Source organism: Hyphomicrobium sp. DMF-1 (assembly GCF_027886585.1).
Classification (GTDB): domain Bacteria; phylum Pseudomonadota; class Alphaproteobacteria; order Rhizobiales; family Hyphomicrobiaceae; genus Hyphomicrobium_C; species Hyphomicrobium_C zavarzinii.
On sequence record NZ_CP115706.1, the window covers coordinates 896,485 to 917,402 of the forward strand.

At 61.2% G+C, this 20,918-nt stretch carries 25 protein-coding genes and 1 tRNA gene; 18 read left to right on the forward strand and 8 right to left on the reverse strand.

What is annotated here, in order from left to right; genetic code table 11:
• Positions 1-9: 9 nt before the first annotated feature.
• The 3 genes from PE058_RS03975 (at position 10) to PE058_RS03985 (ending at position 4,101) form a co-directional block, all read left to right on the forward strand.
• Complete coding sequence (locus tag PE058_RS03975; protein ID WP_271029928.1) at positions 10-1,884, forward strand: ParB/RepB/Spo0J family partition protein; 1,875 nt, start codon at positions 10-12, stop codon at positions 1,882-1,884.
• Positions 1,885-2,181: 297 nt separating this feature from the next.
• Positions 2,182-3,096, forward strand: a complete 915-nt coding sequence (locus PE058_RS03980; RefSeq protein WP_271029929.1) for an ArdC family protein — start codon at positions 2,182-2,184, stop codon at positions 3,094-3,096.
• 108 nt (positions 3,097-3,204) lie between these two features.
• The gene (locus PE058_RS03985; protein ID WP_271029930.1) at positions 3,205-4,101 is read left to right on the forward strand and encodes a hypothetical protein; all 897 of its coding nucleotides are present in this window, start codon (positions 3,205-3,207) and stop codon (positions 4,099-4,101) included.
• Positions 4,102-4,126: 25 nt separating this feature from the next.
• Here PE058_RS03985 and PE058_RS03990 read toward each other — a convergent pair whose 3' ends face one another.
• Complete coding sequence (locus tag PE058_RS03990; protein WP_271029931.1) at positions 4,127-4,651, reverse strand: hypothetical protein; 525 nt, start codon at positions 4,649-4,651, stop codon at positions 4,127-4,129.
• Between the two features lie 703 nt (positions 4,652-5,354).
• Here PE058_RS03990 and PE058_RS03995 point away from each other — a divergent pair.
• From PE058_RS03995 to PE058_RS04020, 6 genes are read left to right on the forward strand one after another with little or no spacing between them, the layout of a single operon-like run.
• Entirely contained in the window at positions 5,355-5,597 is a 243-nt protein-coding gene (locus PE058_RS03995; RefSeq protein ID WP_271029932.1) for a hypothetical protein, read from the forward strand.
• Positions 5,594-5,770 (forward strand): hypothetical protein, encoded by a 177-nt coding sequence (locus PE058_RS04000; RefSeq protein ID WP_271029933.1) that lies wholly within the window; start codon positions 5,594-5,596, stop codon positions 5,768-5,770. Before PE058_RS03995 ends, PE058_RS04000 begins: the two co-directional genes overlap by 4 nt.
• Positions 5,767-5,973: a hypothetical protein gene (locus PE058_RS04005; protein ID WP_271029934.1), complete on the forward strand. Its 207-nt coding sequence runs from the start codon at positions 5,767-5,769 to the stop codon at positions 5,971-5,973. Before PE058_RS04000 ends, PE058_RS04005 begins: the two co-directional genes overlap by 4 nt.
• Positions 5,970-6,626, forward strand: coding sequence for a hypothetical protein (locus PE058_RS04010; protein ID WP_271029935.1), 657 nt, complete (start codon positions 5,970-5,972; stop codon positions 6,624-6,626). The genes PE058_RS04005 and PE058_RS04010 overlap by 4 nt, the downstream gene beginning before the upstream one ends.
• Entirely contained in the window at positions 6,623-6,862 is a 240-nt protein-coding gene (locus PE058_RS04015; RefSeq protein ID WP_271029936.1) for a hypothetical protein, read from the forward strand. The genes PE058_RS04010 and PE058_RS04015 overlap by 4 nt, the downstream gene beginning before the upstream one ends.
• Complete coding sequence (locus tag PE058_RS04020; RefSeq protein ID WP_271029937.1) at positions 6,859-7,170, forward strand: hypothetical protein; 312 nt, start codon at positions 6,859-6,861, stop codon at positions 7,168-7,170. The genes PE058_RS04015 and PE058_RS04020 overlap by 4 nt, the downstream gene beginning before the upstream one ends.
• A gap of 60 nt (positions 7,171-7,230) precedes the next feature.
• Here the strand turns inward: PE058_RS04020 and PE058_RS04025 are convergent, their stop codons facing one another.
• Both PE058_RS04025 and PE058_RS04030 read right to left on the reverse strand, forming a co-directional pair.
• Positions 7,231-7,779, reverse strand: a complete 549-nt coding sequence (locus PE058_RS04025) for a hypothetical protein (RefSeq protein WP_271029938.1) — start codon at positions 7,777-7,779, stop codon at positions 7,231-7,233.
• The gene (locus PE058_RS04030) at positions 7,776-9,032 is read right to left on the reverse strand and encodes a type IV secretory system conjugative DNA transfer family protein (protein ID WP_271029939.1); all 1,257 of its coding nucleotides are present in this window, start codon (positions 9,030-9,032) and stop codon (positions 7,776-7,778) included. Before PE058_RS04030 ends, PE058_RS04025 begins: the two co-directional genes overlap by 4 nt.
• A 526-nt stretch (positions 9,033-9,558) precedes the next feature.
• On the opposite strand from PE058_RS04030, the gene PE058_RS04035 reads away from it, so the two are divergent.
• Complete coding sequence (locus tag PE058_RS04035) at positions 9,559-10,026, forward strand: MobC family plasmid mobilization relaxosome protein (protein WP_271029940.1); 468 nt, start codon at positions 9,559-9,561, stop codon at positions 10,024-10,026.
• On the forward strand, positions 9,938-11,467 hold the full coding sequence (locus PE058_RS04040) for a relaxase/mobilization nuclease domain-containing protein (protein WP_442908675.1): 1,530 nt from the start codon (positions 9,938-9,940) through the stop codon (positions 11,465-11,467). The genes PE058_RS04035 and PE058_RS04040 overlap by 89 nt, the downstream gene beginning before the upstream one ends.
• Before the next feature lie 52 nt (positions 11,468-11,519).
• On the opposite strand, the gene PE058_RS04045 is transcribed toward PE058_RS04040, so the two are convergent.
• Entirely contained in the window at positions 11,520-12,464 is a 945-nt protein-coding gene (locus PE058_RS04045) for a GlxA family transcriptional regulator (RefSeq protein WP_271029942.1), read from the reverse strand.
• Between the two features lie 109 nt (positions 12,465-12,573).
• Between PE058_RS04045 and PE058_RS04050 the strand changes: the two genes are divergently transcribed.
• On the forward strand, positions 12,574-13,386 hold the full coding sequence (locus PE058_RS04050) for an SDR family NAD(P)-dependent oxidoreductase (RefSeq protein WP_271029943.1): 813 nt from the start codon (positions 12,574-12,576) through the stop codon (positions 13,384-13,386).
• A gap of 72 nt (positions 13,387-13,458) precedes the next feature.
• Positions 13,459-13,851: a tautomerase family protein gene (locus tag PE058_RS04055; protein ID WP_271029944.1), complete on the forward strand. Its 393-nt coding sequence runs from the start codon at positions 13,459-13,461 to the stop codon at positions 13,849-13,851.
• A gap of 24 nt (positions 13,852-13,875) precedes the next feature.
• On the opposite strand, the gene PE058_RS04060 is transcribed toward PE058_RS04055, so the two are convergent.
• Positions 13,876-14,322, reverse strand: a complete 447-nt coding sequence (locus PE058_RS04060; protein WP_271029945.1) for a PAS domain-containing protein — start codon at positions 14,320-14,322, stop codon at positions 13,876-13,878.
• A 142-nt stretch (positions 14,323-14,464) separates the two neighbouring features.
• Between PE058_RS04060 and PE058_RS04065 the strand changes: the two genes are divergently transcribed.
• On the forward strand, positions 14,465-15,799 hold the full coding sequence (locus PE058_RS04065; protein ID WP_271029946.1) for an IS1380 family transposase: 1,335 nt from the start codon (positions 14,465-14,467) through the stop codon (positions 15,797-15,799).
• A gap of 146 nt (positions 15,800-15,945) precedes the next feature.
• On the opposite strand, the gene PE058_RS04070 is transcribed toward PE058_RS04065, so the two are convergent.
• Positions 15,946-16,377 (reverse strand): DUF3617 domain-containing protein, encoded by a 432-nt coding sequence (locus PE058_RS04070; protein ID WP_271029947.1) that lies wholly within the window; start codon positions 16,375-16,377, stop codon positions 15,946-15,948.
• Positions 16,378-16,969: 592 nt separating this feature from the next.
• Here PE058_RS04070 and PE058_RS04075 point away from each other — a divergent pair.
• A complete protein-coding gene (locus tag PE058_RS04075) occupies positions 16,970-18,304 on the forward strand; it encodes an SEC-C domain-containing protein (protein WP_271029948.1) in 1,335 nt (444 codons plus the stop codon).
• 176 nt (positions 18,305-18,480) lie between these two features.
• Here PE058_RS04075 and PE058_RS04080 read toward each other — a convergent pair.
• A tRNA-Ala gene (locus tag PE058_RS04080) sits at positions 18,481-18,556 on the reverse strand.
• 450 nt (positions 18,557-19,006) lie between these two features.
• Here PE058_RS04080 and PE058_RS04085 point away from each other — a divergent pair.
• From PE058_RS04085 to folD, 3 genes are all read left to right on the forward strand, one after another.
• Positions 19,007-19,297: a YggT family protein gene (locus PE058_RS04085; protein WP_020084093.1), complete on the forward strand. Its 291-nt coding sequence runs from the start codon at positions 19,007-19,009 to the stop codon at positions 19,295-19,297.
• Between the two features lie 65 nt (positions 19,298-19,362).
• Positions 19,363-19,638 carry a DUF167 family protein gene (locus PE058_RS04090; protein ID WP_271029949.1) on the forward strand — a complete coding sequence of 92 codons (276 nt, stop codon included), beginning with the start codon at positions 19,363-19,365 and terminating at the stop codon, positions 19,636-19,638.
• Between the two features lie 43 nt (positions 19,639-19,681).
• Positions 19,682-20,557 carry a bifunctional methylenetetrahydrofolate dehydrogenase/methenyltetrahydrofolate cyclohydrolase FolD gene (folD, locus tag PE058_RS04095; protein ID WP_020084095.1) on the forward strand — a complete coding sequence of 292 codons (876 nt, stop codon included), beginning with the start codon at positions 19,682-19,684 and terminating at the stop codon, positions 20,555-20,557.
• A 46-nt stretch (positions 20,558-20,603) separates the two neighbouring features.
• Here folD and PE058_RS04100 read toward each other — a convergent pair whose 3' ends face one another.
• A complete protein-coding gene (locus PE058_RS04100) occupies positions 20,604-20,912 on the reverse strand; it encodes a four helix bundle protein (RefSeq protein ID WP_271029950.1) in 309 nt (102 codons plus the stop codon).
• Between the last annotated feature and the right edge of the window lie 6 nt (positions 20,913-20,918).

Consider the following 20,918-nt stretch of genomic DNA (forward strand, 5'->3'; position numbering starts at 1 on the left):
GGAGTCCACATGTCCGAATCCCTCACCATTCCCCTGAACAAGCTCGCGCCGTGGAGCGGCAACGTCCGTAAGACCGGCGTTCGCGACGGTATCGACGAGCTTGCTGTCTCCATCGCATCCCACGGCCTGCTACAGTCTCTCGTCGTCCAGACGGGCAAACGCGGCAAATACGAGGTTGTCGCTGGCCAAAGACGCCTTCTCGCCCTTCAGAGCCTCGCCAAGGACGGCACCATTGCGAAGGACTATCCCGTCCCGTGCATGGTCGTCGAGAACGACGCGATTTCGACGGAGATCAGCCTTGCCGAGAACGTCGTCCGCGCGCCGATGCATCCTGCGGACCAGTTCGAAGCGTTCCATGCCTTGGCCGAGCAGGGTGAAAGCCCGGCTGACATCGCCGCACGCTTCGGAATTTCCGAAATTGCGGTGGCGCAGCGCCTGAAACTCGGTCGCCTCTCCCCTGTCATCCTCGAAGCCTACCGCATGGGCCAGCTGACGCTTGAAGCCGCGCAGGCCTTCACCGTCACCGACGACAGGGCCCTGCAGGAGCGTGTCTACTCGCAGCTCACGTCCTGGAACCGCAGCGCGCACACCATTCGCGATGCCCTGACCGAGGACGAGGTTGCCACGACCGACAAGCGTGTGGAGTTCGTCGGCCTTGATGCCTATACCGCCGCAGGTGGCGTCATCCGCCAGGACCTCTTCAGCGAGGACGGCGAAGGCTACGTGGTCGACATCGACCTTCTCGACAAGCTCGTCTCCGAGAAGCTCCAGTCCACGGCAGACCAAGTCGCGGCCGAGGGCTGGCTCTGGGTCGAGACCTCTACCGAATGCGACTATCAGGCTCTCTCTCGCTTCTCGCGCCTTCACCCCGAAGTCGCCGAGCTGAGCGCTGACGAACAGGCCGAGTACGATGCCCTCTCGGACCAATACGACGCTCTGGTCGACAGCGACGACGATGCCGACGAGACGCCTCTTGCCGAGGTCGAGCAGCGGATGGACGCCATCACGGCCAAGACCCAAGCGTGGCCTGCCACCACCCTCTCGGTTGCGGGCGCGATTGTCACCATTGCCTATGACGGCAAAATCCGCATCGAACGTGGGCTCGTGCGCAAGGAGGATCTGCCCAAGCTTCGCAAGTCCGACGCTGCCGTCGAGACGGATGCTGCCTCCGAAGATGACACCTCGTCCGAGCCCGGCCTCTCGGCGAAGCTCGTCGAGGAACTGACCGCGCATAAGACGGCTGCGATTGCCGCCTGCCTCATCGACAATCCCGATGTGGCACTGGCAGCTGTCGTCCATAAGCTGGTGCTCGATGCCTTCCATCTCGGCTACGCAAGCGAAAGCTGCCTCAAGCTCTCGCTGAGCAGCCCTGCCCTAACGAGTGCCTTGAGCAAGCCTGAAGCCTGCACCGGGCTTCTCGCCATCGAGAAGGCTCGCGAGAACGCCGGCGAGTACGTCCCTGGGTCACCATCCCAGCTCTGGACATGGTGCCTGGAACGTTCGCGTGACGAACTCCTGCAGCTCCTTGCCCTGGTTGCCGCCAAATCGGTCGATGCCATCCAGCACAAGGCCGACAGGCCTAACTCGGGTCGTCTCAAGCACGCCGAGAGCCTGGCCATCGCGCTTGGTCTCGACATGACGGACTGGTTCAAGCCGACTGCCGAGTCCTACTTCGGCCGTGTCAGCCGTACGCAAATCCTCGCGGCCATCGACGAGGCCAAGGGCGATCACGCACCGTCCCTCGACAAGCTCAAGAAGGCCGAGCTTGCGGCCCGTGCCGAGCAGTTGCTCGCCGGTACCGCCTGGCTTCCTGAACCGCTGCGCAGCGCTTCCACTGATGCCTCTTCAGCCGACGATGAGTCCATCGCGCTTGCTGCCGAGTGAAACGTCAACGCCGGCTGCGCCGCAAGGTGCAGCCGGTATTTCTTGCTGCGCTGCCTTTTCGGCACGGGCTTCGCATACCAGACACATCCCCTTGCCACTTCGGCCCGCAGGCGGGCTCTCCAAAATGCCGACCGTGCGCCGGTACGCGGTCGCTGCAAGGGCTCGCGCCCTCGGCTTCGGCTTTGCCGGCCGCCTCACCCTTTGGGGTTCGGTTCCGCTTCCCGCTCATGCCCCGTCGCCTTCGTCCGGCATCGAGCCCGCACCCATTGCGGGCCTCGCAGCACGAAGGAGATCGTCATGACTGCATTATCGAAACCCCGCACCGAACGCCGCGACATCCACGCCGAAATCACCGCCAAGCTCATCGCCGCCATCGAGGCTGATCCCGGTCGTCCGTCCCTGCCGTGGCACCGTTCATCGGCACCGTTGTTCATGCCGGAGAACGCCTTGACCAAGAAGCTCTACAACGGCATCAATATCGTGAGCCTCTGGGTTGCAGCCGAATGCCTTGGCTACACGGCTCCTATCTGGGCCACGTACCGCCAATGGTCGGAGCTTGGAGCGCAGGTCCGCAAGGGCGAGAAGTCGTCCCTTGTCGTCTTCTACAAGGAATACGAGACCGACCCCAATCCCGACGATTCCGACGACGACGGCAAGCGCCGTGTCGCGCGTGCGTCCTACGTGTTCAATGCTGCCCAGGTTGACGGCTTCTCCGTACCAGATGCCCCGATGCCACTTGGGCCTATCGAGCGCATCGAAGCCGCTGACCAGTTCATCCGCGCGACCGGAGCCTGCATTGAGCGCGGTGGCGAACGCGCATTCTATCGTCCTTCTACCGATACCATTCACATGCCGGACGAAGCCCTCTTCTGCGGAACCGGCACCATGACCCGCTCGGAAAGCTACTTCGCCGTCCTCTGCCACGAGGCCATCCACTGGAGCGGCTCGGACAAGCGCCTCGCCCGTGAATTCGGGAAACGGTTCGGTGATGCCGCCTATGCCGCCGAAGAACTGGTGGCTGAAATCGGCAGCGCGTTCCTGTGTGCCGAACTCGGCATTACGCAGGATACGCGCGCGGACCACGCCCAGTATCTGGCGCAGTGGCTCAAGCTGCTTAAGGACGACGATCGCGCTGTCTTCACGGCTGCTGCCAAGGCGTCGGAGGCGGTTGCCTTCCTGAAAGTCCTCCAGTCCTCACGCTCCAGCGGCTAGGTAGTGCTAGGCCACTACACACAGAACATCCGACAACACTGCTTCTATTTGCCGTTCGACCGCAGTTCTTGCTAAGACGCATGGGTGAAGGCGTCAGGGGAGTGAGCTATGGACCTTCCATCACACCGAAGTCGGGCTTCAGCGGAACTCAGCGGAAGCCTTGTCAAAGCCGTTCTGTGGTTGGTGTTGGCACTAGTCGGCTTGTCTGCTCCATATCTCATCGCCACCGATTTTGCCCCTGCTTGGCTTCAGTGGCTGTTGACAGGCTCTGGTGGCAATGGCCAGGCTTGGCAGCTCTTGGGCGTCATGGCCCTTGGCATTAGCCTCATGGAAGGTTTGCGCTTTGGATCCGATCGCTATCAGCTGCCCATGTTATCTCGGGCTTCTGATTGGATTTCGTTCGGGCTCGTTGGCTTGTTGTTTTTAGGAGGGTTTGTCTTCTCGGCCCTTATCATCGGACTGCTTGTCGGCTTGTTGGCATCCTGGCTCGCGAACATGGCACCCGAAGGGATCGCCAACTATCTTCGATACCTCGACCGAGAGCCCGGTTCTCTTGTGGTATCGGGACTCATCTCCATCTTTATTGTGGGAACATCCATATCAACCTATAGGAGGAGACGCCGGGACGACGCTGAGGAAGGCAGGATACCTGCTATTGCATCTTCTATTTACGATGTGTGCTTGCCTTTCTTCTTCTTAGCCATGATCGCCCTAAAGGCTTTTGTCTGGGTCGGCATGGCGATCATCGCGCTTACCCTTTGGGTTCCTGAGTCTATTAAGCCCTATACGGCTTGGCTTGATGTTCATTCTCGCGAAATTATCGCGACAGCTATATGCGCCAGTGTCGTCGCCCCATTCGCTATCCTCGCTTATCGTCGTCGATCAAAAGATACCGGCGATCATCAATCCAGCTTAAATGAAGCGTGTTGGCCGGTGTTCTGGGTTCTTACGTGTTTTGGCCTGTCCATCCTTCTGTTGGCAGTTGCAGCATCGCTGCTTGCCTAGGCCACGTGACCACATAAATCCGCCGCTAACGCTTACATTGTTCTCCCAAATAAACCTCCAGCCAGTGCATCATCAGTTGTTGTAGGCCCTCGTTGCCGAGCGTCATCGTCGCGATGATGGCCTCGGCATTCCGGCGATCGAGGTCGCGCGCGAGCCGACGCGCAACGTCCTGAGCGAACTTCTCAGGCCCCTTGTCGTCGTACTCGTCCTGCTCCAGCTCCGTCGCGATGTCGTAGCGATTATAGCCGAGCAGCATGGCATAGAGTTGCCGCCGGTCGAGCTCGTTGCCGAGCCTTCCAAACAGATTGTATTCGAACCCTACGTTCCTCTGCTCTGCGACATCGAACAGGAAGTCCATGAATCTCGACTGGCCCCATTCGGAGTCGGGCGTGCGCGTGATGACGCGCAGGAGCATATGAACCAGCTCGTCGAGGTTCGCAAAGTTGATCTGCTGTTCGAAGAACGGCTGCATCGCCTCGTGCAGCTTGCGGTCAATCCGAAGCGTGACTTCAACCTTGTCGTCCGTTTTGCCTGCTGTCGCGTCCGTCATGTCCCGCTCCCTGCCCTGCCCTCGGCCCGCAACACCTCGCACCAGTGGAACACGGCTTCACGCTCGTCCGGTGCAAGGCCGAATAGGATCGGTCGCAGGACCAGCCACCGTGCTGTTTCGGTCGCGCCCTGGTCATTGAGAAGTTGCGCCAGCCCCAGAAGGTACTCTTCCCTCTCCTGAGCCGTTGCACGCGGCGGCCATTGCGCCGTTGCCGTGGAAGTCATCGATTGCCGTCCTGTTGTTGGTATGCGCCCGGGATCTTGCGCACTTCGCCTTCAGCGCCGTGCTTGGTGCGCGCCTGCTGTTCAATCCCGGACCTTGTCTCACCTGCCTTCCGGCATCCGATCGAATTACGGCGCGTTCATGGTCGCCGGTGAGAAGCACAACGAGATCAGCCCACACGTTTCGCCATGTGCCTGCATGTTGAGTTGCATGCAATCCGGCATGTTCGCTTTCTCTTGGCTCAGCACTCCTCTCTCTTGCTCGGGGACTTCAAGGCGCAATCCCGCGACGGCCTTCAAGGATGGGGTCTAACCGAACCCGATCGCTATGGGTCAACAGGCTGCCCGATCCGTTCGCCCCCCGGGGCAAAGCCGGGGGCTCCCGTGTGGCCTGTGTGACCCGCTCACGGGCGTCGGTTTTCACGTCCCCATCAGGCCGAGCGTGGTGCTTGGCCAGAACCCGACGAGATACGGAGCAAACAATGAGCAAGAAACAAAGCGAAACCAACCGGCCGACGCACGCCATCTGGCAAGTGCAGGGCGAAGGCGACAAGGCGCGGTGGTCGCGTGTCGGTGCCGCCTGGCTGCACGGCGACAAGAAGGGCGCCAACCTCAAGTTCGACTCGATACCGCTCAACGGCCGCGTGGTGGTCCGCGAAATCACCGAGCAGGACAACGCTTCCGGCGAATACAACGCCGCTGCTGCCGAAGGGGGTGCGCAATGAGCCCCCTTTACCTCAACGCCAACGCCGAGGACGCCTTTGACCTGTTTATCGGCACCGCCATCGGCCGCGCAGAAGACCTCTACCTCATCGACGGCGAGATGGCCTTTCGCAGATACGGCGGCACCATCGAGACCTTTGATGCCGAACTCGCCTACACGGGAGGTCAGCCATGACCTCCCCCACCCGGCACCGCTACCGCGTCTACGTCCACACATGGGACCGCTTCACATGCGCCTTCGAGGCAGAGAGCGCCGAGGACGCCATCGAACAGGCCAAGACCGAGCTTTACAGCACCGGCACCATGGGTTTCGAGCACGTGGCGCGTGAGTTCGGCGGCTACGATGCCCGCCTCACAGAGGAAGGAGTGCAGCCATGAGCTTCGCAACTCCGACCTCTTGGGTTCGTACCGAGCCTTCAGGCTTCACGCCACGGCGGCTCCCGAACGAGTTCTACCCGACACCGCCCGAGGCCACCCGTGCGCTGCTCTCCGTCGAGAGCTTCGATGGCGATATCTGGGAGCCCGCATGTGGTGACGGGCGTATCGCAAAGGTCCTGACCGACCACGGCCATGCCGTGGTCAGCACGGACCTCAATGAATACGGCTTCGGCGAGGCGGGAGTGGATTTCCTGCGCGAACGGGAAGCCCGGGCCAAGCACATCGTGACCAATCCGCCTTACGGATACGGTCTCGCCGACCGCTTCATCCGCCGTGCGCTTACGCTGACCCAGTGGACCGGTGGCAAGGTCGCGATGCTGCTCAACATGTCCTCGCTCTGTCACCGGCAGCGTACCGACTGGTGGCGCGAGATCCCGCCCGCTCGGCTCTACGCCATCGACGACATCGTCTGCTGGCCCGAGGACCGCTACGGCCCCCCGCCCCGCTACTTCACCAAGCACCGATACGTCTGGGCCGTCTGGACCCACGGCCACAAAGGCCCGCCAGCCTTCTGGTGGCTCTCCGGCGCGGAGTTCCGCGCGCCGACTGCCAGCAATTCATTCAACCGTTTGAACTCAAGGAGTTTCGCATGACCAATCCCACTTCGCATGCCATCACGGCCAATATCGGCCTTATCGAACAGCGGCTGTTCCGCGCCTCGACCCTCGCCAACGCCGCCCATGCGGCAGCCAAGCGCGGCGAGCAGAACCTCGCTATCGGTACGCTCTTGCCCGTTGAGCAGGATCTGGCCGACGCCGAGGCACTGTTGCGCACCGTGTTCGTGCTGCATCGGTCGCGTCCGGACACCACGCAGGCGGGTGTGCAATGAACCCGCAGGTCTGGACCTTCCGCACCATCGACGAGGACGCGTTCATCGCGAGGTTCAGCCCGAGGCCGAACCATCTCGACCTCAACGCCAGCTTTGATTTCGGAAACGGTGGGTGCCTGTTCTCGGCAAGAGGACCGGAGTGGACCCATGTCCTCTCGCAAGACCGGCAACGGGTCTGGACCGTCCTTGACGGCGACGAGGGCAGCATCGTGATTGAGAGCGGTCTACACTACGTCAACCGGCTCGGCTTCATCGTGACGACGGAGCCGGTCGAGAACCGCGTGACCTACACCGTGCCATTGGAATGATGGCACCTACGCAAGATGCAGCGGAGGCCTGACGCCGCGACCAAGCGGCGTCCTCCGCATTCAATCGATAACTCGCCGCAGTGGGACCGGTGCGGGAGACTGGATTGACGGCATCGCCCTTGGCTCTGGAGCCTTTCTCTGCCCCATGAGGTCCCGCGCGGTGGCAAGAGCCTGATTGAGCGCCACGGTCAGGCGATGCGCGTAGTCGCGACTGCACTGCCGCTCGAACACCTCAGTGCTGCCGTTCGTGAAGAAGAACACGACCTCGTAAAAGTCGCGATCGTCCAGCACTTCCTTGAGCCCTTGTGGGTAGTCGCCAAAGAACGGCTTCGGCTTGCTGGTATCGACCACGAGTTCGAATCTCTTGGGCCTGCCTCCCGTCCACGAGCCCCACGGGGAGTACTCGATGCTCTGGATGAACGGCACCCCGTAGTCGATGACGACCGAGTTTGGTCTCCCCTGCATGGGCCGTGGCTGGTCGAACAGAAACGCGAAGGAATAGTCGTTCCGGTAGTCGGCATACCGGAGACCAACGCCGTAGGCCTGCTGCGTCACGTAGTTGAACAACGGGACGTGCTCGACCTCCGCGAGGTATTTGAGACGGCTCATGTCACTCTCTCCAGTCGCTGCATGTAGATAGGGGGACGCCCGGGTACGAGTACGAGCTGCCGCCCGGTCTCTCGTGAGAACCATCTGGTGATCTCATTGGCGTCCAGCAGCCGCGCGCTGCGCAGCTGCTCGCGCAGGCCCATATCACCGTGCTGCATGGCATTGCCCGATACGCGCGACTGCTGACGTTCCATCACCTGCGTCGCGCCCAGCATCTTCGAGAGATGTTCCGTGGTGGTGTAGTCGGCGTTGCCGAAAGCCTGAATGACCCCTGCGTTGCCGAGAAACGTCTCCCAGGACTTCGGGTAATGGGTCTGCAGCTGTGTGAGGTCCTGAAGGACACTCCACAGCTTGACCCCAAAGCCGGCCATAAGGCCGGCAGCGGTCTCTATGGAGCGCATATGTCCGAGCGCGGGAAATTCTTCCAGTACGAACCACACAGGTAGCGCCCCGCGCGGAACCGGCGCCCGCTCCATGGCGGCAAGGGCCTGCTGTACGACCAAGCGCAGCCACCTGTAGTGCGTGCCCATGCGCATGCCGGGCAGCACCAGATACAGGCTGAGCTTGCCGCTGCGCAGGTCGCCGAGCCTGAAGTCCGAGCATTCCGTGACGCGCGCCACGTCATCGAGCGGCGCTGTCTGCTCCTGTGCCGTCGAGAGGATGCCCTGCAGCTCCCTCCCCCCGCTCTCCTTCTTGCCGAGGAACGACGCGCCGATATTGGCGACGATACCGTCGAAGGCAGCGGAATCGACCATGGCCGTAAAGAGCCTGTCGAGTTCGGCCGGGGTCGCATTCAAGAGGCGGCGCACCTCACGAAGTGTTGCCGCCTTGGGATTGGTCGCTAGCAGATGCAGGACGATGCCGCGGATGAGGTTCTTGGCGCTATCGGTCCAATGCGGGTCCTTGGGATTGCCGATGATGAGGGCGTCCGCCAGTTGCGCGGCGTCCGCTGCAATGTGCTCGCGCCTCCCCTGCCCCAGTTCGGCAAAGGGGTTATGGGCGGCCGTCGGCACGCCCGTTTCCCCGAAGGGGTCAAGCACGAAGCACTTCTGACCCATGCGCCGGCGATGTTCGATGGTCGCGCGCGCGAGCTCGCCCTTAGGGTCGAGCACCACGACCGAGCCAGGGTACTGGCGCAAGTTCGGAATAAGGACGGTCGAGGACTTACCTGCGCGCGATCCGGCAACGGTTACGACATGACGGTCATCGTCGCGGCCAAGCACGCGACGCTCCCATTTGCCGAGCATGACCATTCCGGGCTTCCAGTCCCACGTAGGGCCCAACTCCCAGGGATGGCCCCACGTCTCCGCCGGGGGCGTTTCGGGGCGGCCCTCACGGCCGCTCCCACGAGGCGGGAATTCAGTTGCGAGCATGGCTGCGCACTCCGATGGCGAGGAGCAGCGGTGACGAGCGTCACGCTCGTCCAACCGCGTCAAACAAATCATCGGCCGTCACCGGCCGCGCCATCATCGCTAATTAAAAAATATCGCCCAGTAAACGCGCTGGCATATTCGGCTATATCGCCGCTAATTCAGAAATGTTCTGCGATATTTCCATAATTAAAGCGCTTGCGAGCGCGAATAAAAATTGGGAATAACTGAAACAATACGCATTGAAATCCAAACTTGTGAAAGCACCATGAGCAGTGGGGTAGCGAGATGTGGTTTTGGCAGCCAAAACCCACTCGCCAGGGAGAGCCGCTCCGCTCTTCCCCTGGACCCCTCCCAGTCAGGACGCACCTTACGGGCGTCCCGAACCCTAACCCTTATGAGGCAGTCAATGACACGAACTACAAGCCCAATGCCCGAACGCAGGACACACCGCATTACCATCCGCATGACCAAGGGCGCTTACGGCGACCTGGTCACCAATGCGAGGTGCTGCGGCACGTCGGCAGCCAACTACGCGCGCGTGCTTCTCCATGAGGCGAGCCCGCCCCTAGCGCCCCCACAGGAGCCGGACCGGATGCATGTGGTTCTCATCAACGAGCTCAAGCGTATCGGCAACAACCTGAACCAGCTCACGCACGCGGCCAATGCCGGGCTACCGCCCCACGCAAAGTCGCTCACACGAACGCTTCAGGAGTTGATCGCGGTGCTCCTTGAGAATGACCTGACCGGACCCCGCATCCGTGAAACCCTGAAAAGGCCCATCGCCAATGATTCCTCGCCTTCACAAAAGGGGATCGAGCTTCAAAGGGGCGTGCGACTATATCCTGCACGACCCGGACAAGAGTTCGACGCGTGATCGCGTAGCCTGGGTGATAACACAGCATCTCGGGGACACGTGCCCCGATGATGTCTGGGCAACCATGCGGGACACATGGGCCGCGCGCAGCCGTCTCAAGCTGGCTGCCGGCGTCGAACTCCGTGGCCGTGACAACCGGGCTCCCGTCCTCCACTACACCCTCTCCTGGCACAAAGACGACAACCCGACACCCGAGCACATGCAGAAGGTGGCGCTTGAAAGCCTGCTTGCGTTGGGACTGGGCAGCCATCAGGCCGTCATTGCCGCCCATACCGACAAGGAGCACCTGCACGTCCACGTGGTGGCCAATACGGTCAACCCCGAGAACGGCCGGACGGCGGATCTCAAGTTCTCCAAGCTTCACTTCTCAAGATGGGCCGAAGCGTATGAGCGCGAGCACGGCATTCACTGCGAGGAGCGCATTCGGAATAACGAGGAACGCAGGCTGGTCGCGCAACACCGCGCCAAGGAAGCGTCCCAAATCCTCATGGCGCGCGAGAATGCCATCAAGCTGCCAGAACCTGCGCCGTACCTTCCAATCAAGCATAGGCCGGTGCAGCGTGCGGAGTGGTTCGACAAAAAGGACATTACCGACCGCATGAAGCGCCTTCGTGCGGAAATGGACCTCCATCACAAGGTGGAACGTAACGCCACATGGCAGCGCCAGAAGAAAGCACGCGATGCCCTCGATGAAAACACCAAGGCTGCCGTCGACAATGTGCGCCAGCATATGGCCGACAAGTACCGGGCAACCTGGCGCGAGCTTTACAAGGTCCAGAAGCGTGAGATGAAGCACGTGGAACGCATCGCCACGCATCCATTGGAACGCGCAGTCTATGTTTACTCACAACGCGACCGTCTTGGACGTGGGAGCCCCCTGACCCTCCGGCAGATGGTTCCGCTGATTACGAACCACGGCAAACTGCTCGATGCCGTCGACAGGGTCCACGCGCGCGAGCGCCGGAACATAGCGCAGATGCAGAAGGTCGAGCAGAAGACCTATACCGACCGCATCATGGCCAACCACACGAGAGCCTTCGAGACCCTAAAGGCCCGCCAGACGGTCGAGCGCCAGATCGAGCGCGACGGCCATTATCAGAAGACACGCGCAGTCACGTTCCAGGTGGCCAAGACTTCCCTTGCACAGGAGCACACGCGCGCTGTCGCCGTGGAGATTGCAGCACCGATGCCTGCGTTCCGCCGTGCTCCAGCACCAGCACCCGAGCAGGCGCTTGCACCGAAAGTTCAGGCTCCGCCCAGGATCGCGCCCAAGGTCGTGCCAGCATTCGAGAAGGCTGCGGCCCCGCCTACGGCTCCGGCCGTTCAAGCTGCGTTCGAGAAAGCAGTCGGCCCAACATTGTCGCGCGCCGAGCAGATCAAACGAGAGATGGAAGCGTGGAGGAAAAGGAACGAGGGTCGGGATTTCGGGCGAGAGCTGTAACAGTCCTATCGAAGCAGCTCAGCTGCAGTGCTGACCCATAGGCCATAGGCGCTCAGTCTGCTAGCTCGTTACGCGCCTGCCGCCGTAGCACTTGAGGAGGCTGCCCAAATGCGCGCAAGAATGCGCGCCGCATGTGGTCTCCATCGGTGAACCCTGTCTGTCGGGCAATCGCTTCGATTGGATGACGGCTTTGCTCCATCAAATCTCGCGCTACTTCGATACGGAGGTTTTCAATCGCCTTCGCGGGCGACTGTCCTGTTTCTGCACGGAAGGCGCGGCTGAACTGCCTCGGACTGAGATGCGCTGCGTCAGCTAGGTCGGGCACTCCCAATGGCTTATGCAGGTTCTCACGTGCATAGGCGAGCGCAGCTTGAATTCTGTCGGTCTTTGGCGCGAGTTCCAGAAGATTGGAGAACTGCGATTGGCCGCCGCCGCGGCGATGGTAAAGCACCAGCTTTCGCGCCACCGACTTGGCCGCATCCGCTCCAAGGTCATTTTCGATAAGAGCTAGTGCCAAGTCTATCCCTGCCGACATTCCTGCGGATGTCCAGACCTGCCCGTCGTTGATGAAGATGCGGTCCTCATCGACTTGGGCTTTCGGAAACCGGGCTTGCAGATCGCGTGCATGGAGCCAGTGCGTGGTAACGCGGCGGCCATCGAGAAGGCCAGCTTCGCCAAGCACGAACGCGCCAGTACATATCGAAGCGATGCGGCGATACTTGCGCGGTGCCGACCGTATGAATGCTATCAAGCCCGGCGACAAAGGTTTCTCGAACGATGCACCCCCGACGATCAGTGTATCACCGCGTTCCTGGCTGAGGGGTTCGCATTTCAGAGGTAGCCCCGAAGAGGTGCTGACAGCGCCACCCTTCTCAGACATGAACCTAAAATCGTACTCAGCCTTACCTTGCACGGCGTTGGCTGTTTCGAAAACCGCGACGGCAGCCAATGCCATCGCGGAATACCCTGGATAGATCACGAAGGTCACGCGGCGCATGTTCGGCTCCATGGCTCAAATTGACGGATATATGACATTTAAGCCGCCGCGCGGCAAGTGTAGTTTCCTTCCGAGCAGATGCATCTGAGGCAATCGGAGGAACAAAGTGATGTGCAATCCAACAACGAAAGGTATCGCGGTCGTGACGGGGGCTTCCACTGGGATGGGAGCAGTGTATGCCGATCGTCTCGCAAAGCGCGGCTATGACTTGGTGCTCGTTGCCCGCAATGAAGGGCGGCTAAAACAGGTTGCCAGCCGAATTTGGGAAGAGACGCGCCGTGAGGTGACCGTTCTTCCTGCCGATCTCAACAACCCAGCAGACCTTGCGAAGGTAGAAACCCTGCTGAAGACCAATGAAGCCATTACCATGTTGGTCAACAATGCGGGCGTAGGATCCGTCGCGTCGGTCCTACAGGCGGATGTCGCGACTGTTGATGCAATGATTGACCTCAACATCAAGGCTCTGACGCGGTTGACCTACGCCGTCGCACCGGCTTTCGCGGCGCGGAAAAATGGCACCATCGTCAACATTGCTTCGGTCGTAGGCATTGCGGCCGAGATGTTGAATGGCGTGTACAGCGCCTCCAAATCCTACGTCATCAGTCTGGGCCACTCCCTTCAAAAGGACCTCGCCGACAAAGGCGTGCGTGTGCAAACCGTACTGCCGGGGGCTACTGCTACCGAGTTCTGGGATGTGGCAGGCTATGCGGCGCAGAAGACGGCAAGCATCACGATGTCGGCAGAGGACGCCGTTGATGCAGCGCTAGTCGGCCTGGACAAGGGTGAACTCGTTACCATTCCCGGGCTGCACGATGGCGATGCGTGGGAGCGTTGGGAGGCAGATCGCCGAGCACTATCGAAGAAGTTCGGAAATGCGAAGCCAGCCGACCGCTACGAGGTCAAATCGCCTCAAGCCGCCTGATCGGACTACACTGCTTGTCACGCAAACTCAGTAAGGGGCCGCAAATGCGGCCCCATTTTTAGCGGTGATCCGATGCCCTATCTGCAGCTTGATCTAAATGGATTTTCGACGCAGCAAGAGAAGAAGCGCTTGGCGGCTGCGATGAGCAAGACATATGCACGAATGATGTCGGTCGAGATTCAGTGGATTACCGTCGCAATCCATAATCTGAGCGAAGGTGCGATTTGGCGGACATCGCAGAAGGGTGACCTTGAGCCTGCTTCTGTGTTGCTGCTCGATATTCGAAGGGGCCGGACACCCGAGCTTCGATTGGAACTCGCCAAAGCCCTGTGCGCTGATTGCGCCAAAATTCTGCGGCGCCCCGAGGATCACTTCAACGTCGTCTTCACGCAACATGCTGGGGATGAGATGTACCACGCAAACTTGGGTGGCTACAGCCCTGAATGGAAGCCGCCCGAAGGCTGAAAACAAACATTCGTCCAACACGTGTCACCCCAGCCCGTGCTTCGCTGTTCGTTGGAGCCTGCGAAGTTCGGTTACGTCAGTGATCACACCGACGAAACCCTGCGCCGTGGCCGGAGATGGCACGTCGGGATGGTAGACGACTTCGACCGTCCTACCCCCCAAATCGAGATCGAATGTCACCGTCTCGCCGCCTATGGCGCGAAGCATATTGGCGTGAGAGCGGGCGAAAATGTCGGGTCCGAGGACGTCTTTCGGATGCTTCCCGATGACATCGGATGGTTGGCGCCCATAAAGATCTGCGTATTTTTTATTGACGAACCGGTACTTCAGCTTCTCTCCATGCCCCACGACATGGGCAACAGCAGAAGGCGCATGGTCGGCAATCGTCGTCAATTCCGTCTGTGTTCGCCTGAGCAAGAGAGCCAAGCCCACGACGGCTGCCAAGAGACCAAAGGTGATCACCGGATACATGGCTCAATGCGTACCTAGCCCGAACTATTCATGGGACATTGAGACGTAAGGTGATGGGCGGCGACGAAGCAGTTGGTTTGGCCTAAGGTTCTGGTACGAAGCATCCCCCCGAGCCGTCTATGCGGCGCAACCGGCCATCGCCATGCAGTCTACATCGTTCCTCCCCGGGCTGTCGCCCGTGCAATCGAAGTCGCTCACAGCCGCGCAGGACGCCGGCAATCTCAGCTCGAACGGTGGCGCCATAGTGCTGCGCGAGGCGGCGATGCGTCTTGGGCTCGCCGACGTCATCGCTGGTCCGCTGCCCGAGACGCGCAATCCGCTGCTTGTGACGCACAGCTATGCCGACATGGTGATGGCGCGCATGATCGCCATCGCCTGCGGCTACGAGGATGCCGATGATCTCGACGACCTGCGCCACGATCCGGCGCTGAAGATCGCCTGCGGACGTGCGCCTGATACAGGGTCCGCTCTGCCGAGCCAGCCGACCATCTCGCGCATGGAGAACCTTGCCGATCTCAAGGTTCTCTACCGCATCGGCATCAACAACATCGACCTGTTCTGCCGCAGCTATACCGCTGCGCCTGCCGCCATCACGCTCGACATTGACGACACCGACGATCGCGTCCACGGCGGCCAGCAGCTCGCGCTCTTCAATACGCACGCGGGCGGGCACTGTTTCCAGCCGATCCACATCTTCGAGGGCAACTCGGGCAAGCCGATCCTGTCACTGATACGGCCGGGAAAGCGGCCTTCCGGTGCCGAGATTGCGCGCGTACTCCGCCACGTCATTTATCGCATCCGCCGACGCTGGCGACATGTGAAGATCCTCGTTCGCGGCGACGGCCACTACTGCGCGCCGGAAGTGCTCGATCTGCTGCGCAAACAGCGCTGCGACTACATCCTCGGCCTGCCGACGAACCGGACCCTGGAAGCCCATGCCGCGCCGTGGCACGAGCGGTGCCGAATGCGCTGGAAGCCAAGCCTCGTGCGCATGCGCCGCTTCCATCAACTTAAATACGCGGCCGGCTCTTGGTCTCGACAGGAGAAGGTCATCGCCCGTGTGGAAGCGACAGCACTCGGCACCGACGCGCGTTTCATCGTCACCAATCTGCAGGGACGGGCCAAAGTTCTCTACGAGAAGGTCTACTGCGCGCGCGGCCGTATGGAGAACCTGATCAAGGATTTGAAGCTCTATACGCGCTCCGACAAGACCGCATGCCACCGCTGGCAGGCCAACCAGTTCCGTCTCTTCTTGCATCAAGGCGCCTACTGGCTGCTTCATTCGGTGCGGCTCGCAGCACCCAAGAAGTCGCGCTGGCGCGGCGCCACCTTCGCGACGATCCGCAATCTGCTGGTTAAGATCAGTTGTCGGGTCGAGGAGTTGCGCACCAGGATCAAGCTGTCATTCCCACCGCACCTTCCACACGCAGCCGACATCGCCCTGATCGCTGCACGTCTCTGCCCCCAGGCGCCGTAAGCGACGCGGCCGTGGCCGCCGCAGTCCCCCTTCCGCCAACCCTTACGTGTTCCAATCCGAGTCACCGAGAACCACCGCCGATCATCCCGGCCGACGACGCGCGCCTCAGTCCCAGCCTCCCGCCGCAGCTGTCCGCGACGAATAGATCAGGCTAGCACTTCACAGGGCCCAATGCGGTGGCCGACCTGGACTTCGGTCATGGTCATGTTCTTGCCGCCCATCTTCATTTCTATGCGCCCTCGAAAATCCTCCGGCATGATTTGATAGCGAGCGTGCCCGGCGGCAGCGTTGACGCCCTGGCAGGCGACATCGAACGATAGTGTGTCGCTCGATGAGTCGACATTCGACGCAGGGCATTTTCCGAGGGGATTATTGTTGCTGAGGACCACAAGACCAAGTGTCTGCGACTGATCGGATCCCAAGCACAGACGCTCGATCTTGCGGGTGCTGGTGTCGATCACGTGCGGCAATTCCAGCCTGACTTCGATTTCGTAAGCGCCATCTTTCAGGCTTGGCCCGGCGTACGCCGGAGATAGAAATGCAGAAACGATCATAAGGGCGGCCAGCATCCGTCGCATCGTAGCCTCCATGCTCAACGGCTTCTTGTAGAGCACGCGTGTTAACGGGGAACAATCCGGTTCTTGCTCTCTAATTCGAGCCAGACCCAGGGCCGTAACAGAGTCCGGGTTGGGGTCATCTGCGCGGTTCCACGCTTGCGTGCTGCCGGCTGCACTCCAAAAACGGATCAATAACCTCAAGGCAAATCGCACCGAGCACGTGAAGAGCGGGATGGATACGTGGAAGCGGAACGAGTTCCATGACTTCGGACGCAAACTCTGGAAGCACATGAACCCTGGTCCCCACTTTTGAGAAGCCTGCCGCCTTGCTCCCGCCCGTCAAGGCCAAGCCTTTAGGGCGCGCGGCTAGCGCGGCCTTGACCGCCGGTGCGCGCGGCGCCTTGTCTCCATGGCTGGGTCGGGACGAAGGGATGGCCGCAGGTCGAACAAAGGGATGGCCCCTTTGCGCAAGGATTCAAGGGCGGTTTTGCGGTCAGGAGGAGAAAGAAAAAGCGCGTAAACACAGGCCTTTACGGCGGTTTTCAGATGCGTGAAGTTCGGTCATTTGATAGTATGTTGAAGTGCAATCCTGCGCATGAGTAGAGCAGTATCCATGACGAGTAACGTCTCCGAGGTCTCGATCCGCTTTCCGGACCTCACAGCGGCAGAAGCCGCCCAATTGGCCCAGGAGTGCCGCCGGGAATTTCTCACAGCTGGCGCCACATCCTCCAGCATCCGCATCGCACGTACCGACGCCGAGGCCATGGATCTCGGTGGCGTGCTTGTCCTTGCGGCCGGAGGGTCACTATTCGGCGGACTCGTCAACGACCTTGCCAAGGACTTCGCGAAGGGTGCGGCCCACAAAGCCGGTTCAATGATTCTCGAATGGCTATGCCGCAAGTACGGTACGCGCGCGGAGATTTGTGAGGGCGGCAGGCCCATCACGCGAATTGGCCATGCGTCTGTCAAAACCGGCATGAGCCGCACTGAACATTCCAGGCCGCCGCAGAACCTCTCGCGACTTGGCCTTATCATCCTTGGAGCAAGCACCTATCCGGGCATGGAAGGCCTCGACAATCCTGCCTTCGCACGCTCCGCCAATGCCGCGCGCGAGCTGTTCTCCCCTGCCCGCACTGTGTTCCGTGATGTTGCGATCCTGGACCTCTTCGACAAGGACCTCGGCACGGCCGCGATTGTCGACGCCATCGACGAATTCCTCTCGCGCGAGACGGATCTCAACGACCTCCTCATCTACTATTGCGGCCATGGCAGCTTCCTCAAAGACCGCACTTACTTCCTGACGCTTCGCGGTACGCGTCTCGGGCGAGAATCAACGACCGGGCTCAAGCTTCGCGACCTGCGCCACGACCTGGAGCACCATCTGGTCGACAAGCGGCTCTACGTCGTTCTCGACTGCTGCTTCTCGGGTGAAGCCGTCAAAGAGTTCCAGTTCGATGCAACCGGTGCCGGCCGACTGGTCGAAGGACAGGTGCATGAGGCCATGCCGGCAACCGGCTGGGCGGTACTAACGGCATCGTCAGCCTCGATGCCCGCGATAGCGCCCAAAGGCGAAGACCTCACCATGTTCACGGGCGCCCTCACCTCCGTCCTCTCCGATATCTCGGACGGCAGCCCATCTCGCCTGACGCTGAGCGATCTCATAGCCGAGGCCAATCAAGCGATCCGGCGCAAGCACGGGCTCAAAGCCGTGACGCCCCAGTGCCATGTTCCCCGGCAGGACAGCGGCGATGTCTCGCGCATACCTTTGTTCGTGCGCGGGATGCCGGAGCCAGAGCCTATCGCTCCGAGTTTATCGGCACCGTCAGCGAAGCTCTCCGACGAACAAGTTGAAAAGCTGATCGACGACGGACTGAGAGTTGGCCGCAACCAACTATGTCCCTGCGGCTCCGGTCAGAAGTACAAGCACTGCCACGGCCGCTTCAAGTAGTGCCTTCTAGCAGAGACGCCGCCACTCGCTTGAACGACCTCATTTGTCACGCACCGCCCGGATCGTGCAGCAGCGCATCGCGCCGCGGAATACGCCGGAGCGCGCATCCGTGCGTGACAGGTGCGTGACAGAGCGCGTTTAGTTTCGGAGGGATTCTGCTAAGTGGCTGATTTGATTGGTGGAGCCGAGGGGAATCGAACCCCTGACCTCTGCAGTGCGATTGCAGCGCTCTCCCATCTGAGCTACGGCCCCTAAAGGCATGGGATCTTGGCGACGTTTGCACCGGCCCAAGAGGATCGGTGCGGTCGCTGCCTGAAGTTCGCGCATTTACCGTCCGCTTTTCCGCGTTGTCAAGGAAGGGGATAGGCGGCTCCGGCTTGGAACAGCGGACTGGCTTGTCCGGAGGGGGCGCAGGGTGTGCGCCAAGCCCCACGGCGGCTTGCCGCCTAGCGCCTCACCCGTTACACGTCGTCAGATGAAGCGGTATCCGATCCGGATACCCGCTTCCGGTTGAAAAGGGGCGACGCGGCGACGGGGAGCGCGGCAAACCCTTGGCGTACGGGAAAGATCCGTCGAAAATGCTCGTGGAGCCGGTTCGGTCTTGGTTCAATCGCGAAACGTCTCCAGCTTTCTGTTTTGCCGTGCTTCTTGTCGGAGACAGGGTCCCCACTTCTCCGGAAGCACTCTAGGATTTTGCGCCCAATGATCGAGCTGCTCGGCTTCATCAGCTATCTTATCGATCTCTACGTCTACATCGTGCTGGCCTCGGTCATTCTGAGCTGGCTCATGGCTTTCGGGGTCGTCAATCCCTACAACCGGTTCGTCAGCTCGCTGGCCCAGGCGCTCGCGGCCGTGACGGAGCCGCTGCTGCGGCCGATCCGGAACGCACTGCCGGACCTCGGGGGCATAGACATTTCGCCGCTCGTGCTGCTGCTCGGCTGCTTCTTTATCCAGCAGGTGGTGCTGACCAATATCGCTAAGCTGTTCCTGTGACGGGGATTGCCGGGACAGACACCCCGGCCTCCGTTCACCGGCGGGCGGGCGCCGGGTGCGTCATCGTGCGCGTGCGTCTGACGCCGAAATCGTCCAAAGATAGTATTGACGGCATCGAAACGACCGCCGAGGGGCCTGCCCTGAAGGCCAGGGTGCGTGCGGTGCCCGCCGACGGGGAAGCGAACGCTGCGCTCTTGAAGCTTCTGAGCGGATGGCTCGGAGTGGGAAAGAGCAGCTTGCGGCTCGCCCAAGGCGGCAAGTCGCGCGTCAAGTCGGTCGAGATCACCGGCAATGCAGACGAGATCGAAGCGCGGTTGGCCGAAAGGCTGGCCGCCTTCTAGTTACGGCTACGACTAGGGCAACGCAAAAAAGAGGAAGGGAACCATGGCAGCCCAGATCATCGATGGCAAAGCCATCGCAGCAGATGTTCGCAAGCAGGTGGCGGCGGACGTGAAGGCACTTCAGGCCAGCCATGGGCTTACCCCGGGGCTCGCGGTGGTGCTCGTGGGCGAGGACCCGGCCAGCAAGGTCTATGTGAAGAACAAGGCCGAGCAGACCGTCGAGGTTGGCATGAAGTCGTTCGAGCACAAGCTGCCCGAGAGCACCTCCGAGGAGGAGATCCTGGCGCTCGTGCAGAGCCTCAACGCCAACCCGGAGGTGAACGGCATCCTGGTGCAGCTTCCGCTGCCCAAGCATGTCAACGCCGAGAAGGTTCTGAACACCATCGATCCCGACAAGGACGTGGACGGCTTCCATCCGACGAACGTCGGCCGGTTGTGGATCGGCGAGCGGACGCTGGTCCCCTGCACGCCGACCGGCTCGGCGATCCTGGCGAAGCGCGCGGTTCCGAGCCTCAAGGGGCTCCATGCGGTGGTGATCGGCCGCTCGAACATCGTCGGCAAGCCGATGGCCGCTCTGCTGCTGCGCGAGAGCTGCACTGTGACGATTGCCCACTCGCAGACGAAGGATCTTCCGGGCGTGGTGCGCGAGGCCGATCTCGTGATCGCGGCCGTGGGCCGTCCCGAGATGGTGAAGCGCGATTGGATCAAGCCGGGCGCGATCGTCATCGACGTCGGCATCAACCGCGTGCCGGGTGAGAACGGAAAGACGAAGCTCGTGGGTGACGTGGCTTACGCGGAGTGCGCCGAGGTTGCGGGCGCGATCACGCCTGTTCCGGGCGGCGTCGGCCCTATGACCATCGCGTGCCTCCTGCAGAACACCGTGACGGCAGCGAAGATCCAGAAGAACATCAAGGATTAGGCAGTAGGCAGTAGGCAGTAGGCAGCAGATGGGAGAGCCTGCGGTTCTAGCGAACCGCAGGCTTTTTCATCTGGAGCGTCCGTACGAGGGCATGAAGCATTTTGCCGATGCTCTCGGCGTCGGTAATCAGAGCGATTGCCTGTTTCCCTTCGAGCATTTCAAGCCGTGCCGCCAAAAGCAGGTGGGTTTCGAGCTCTCGCAGAAATCCCCTCGCGGTTTTCAAGAATTGGACGTAGGCGCCGGTGCTTTCCCGGCCGTAGCCTTCGGCAATGTTCGCCGGTACAGAGGCTGCCGCGCGACGGATCTGGGACGTAAGCCCATAGATTTTTCTCCGCTGCCCGCTGCCTTCTCCCATTCCCCC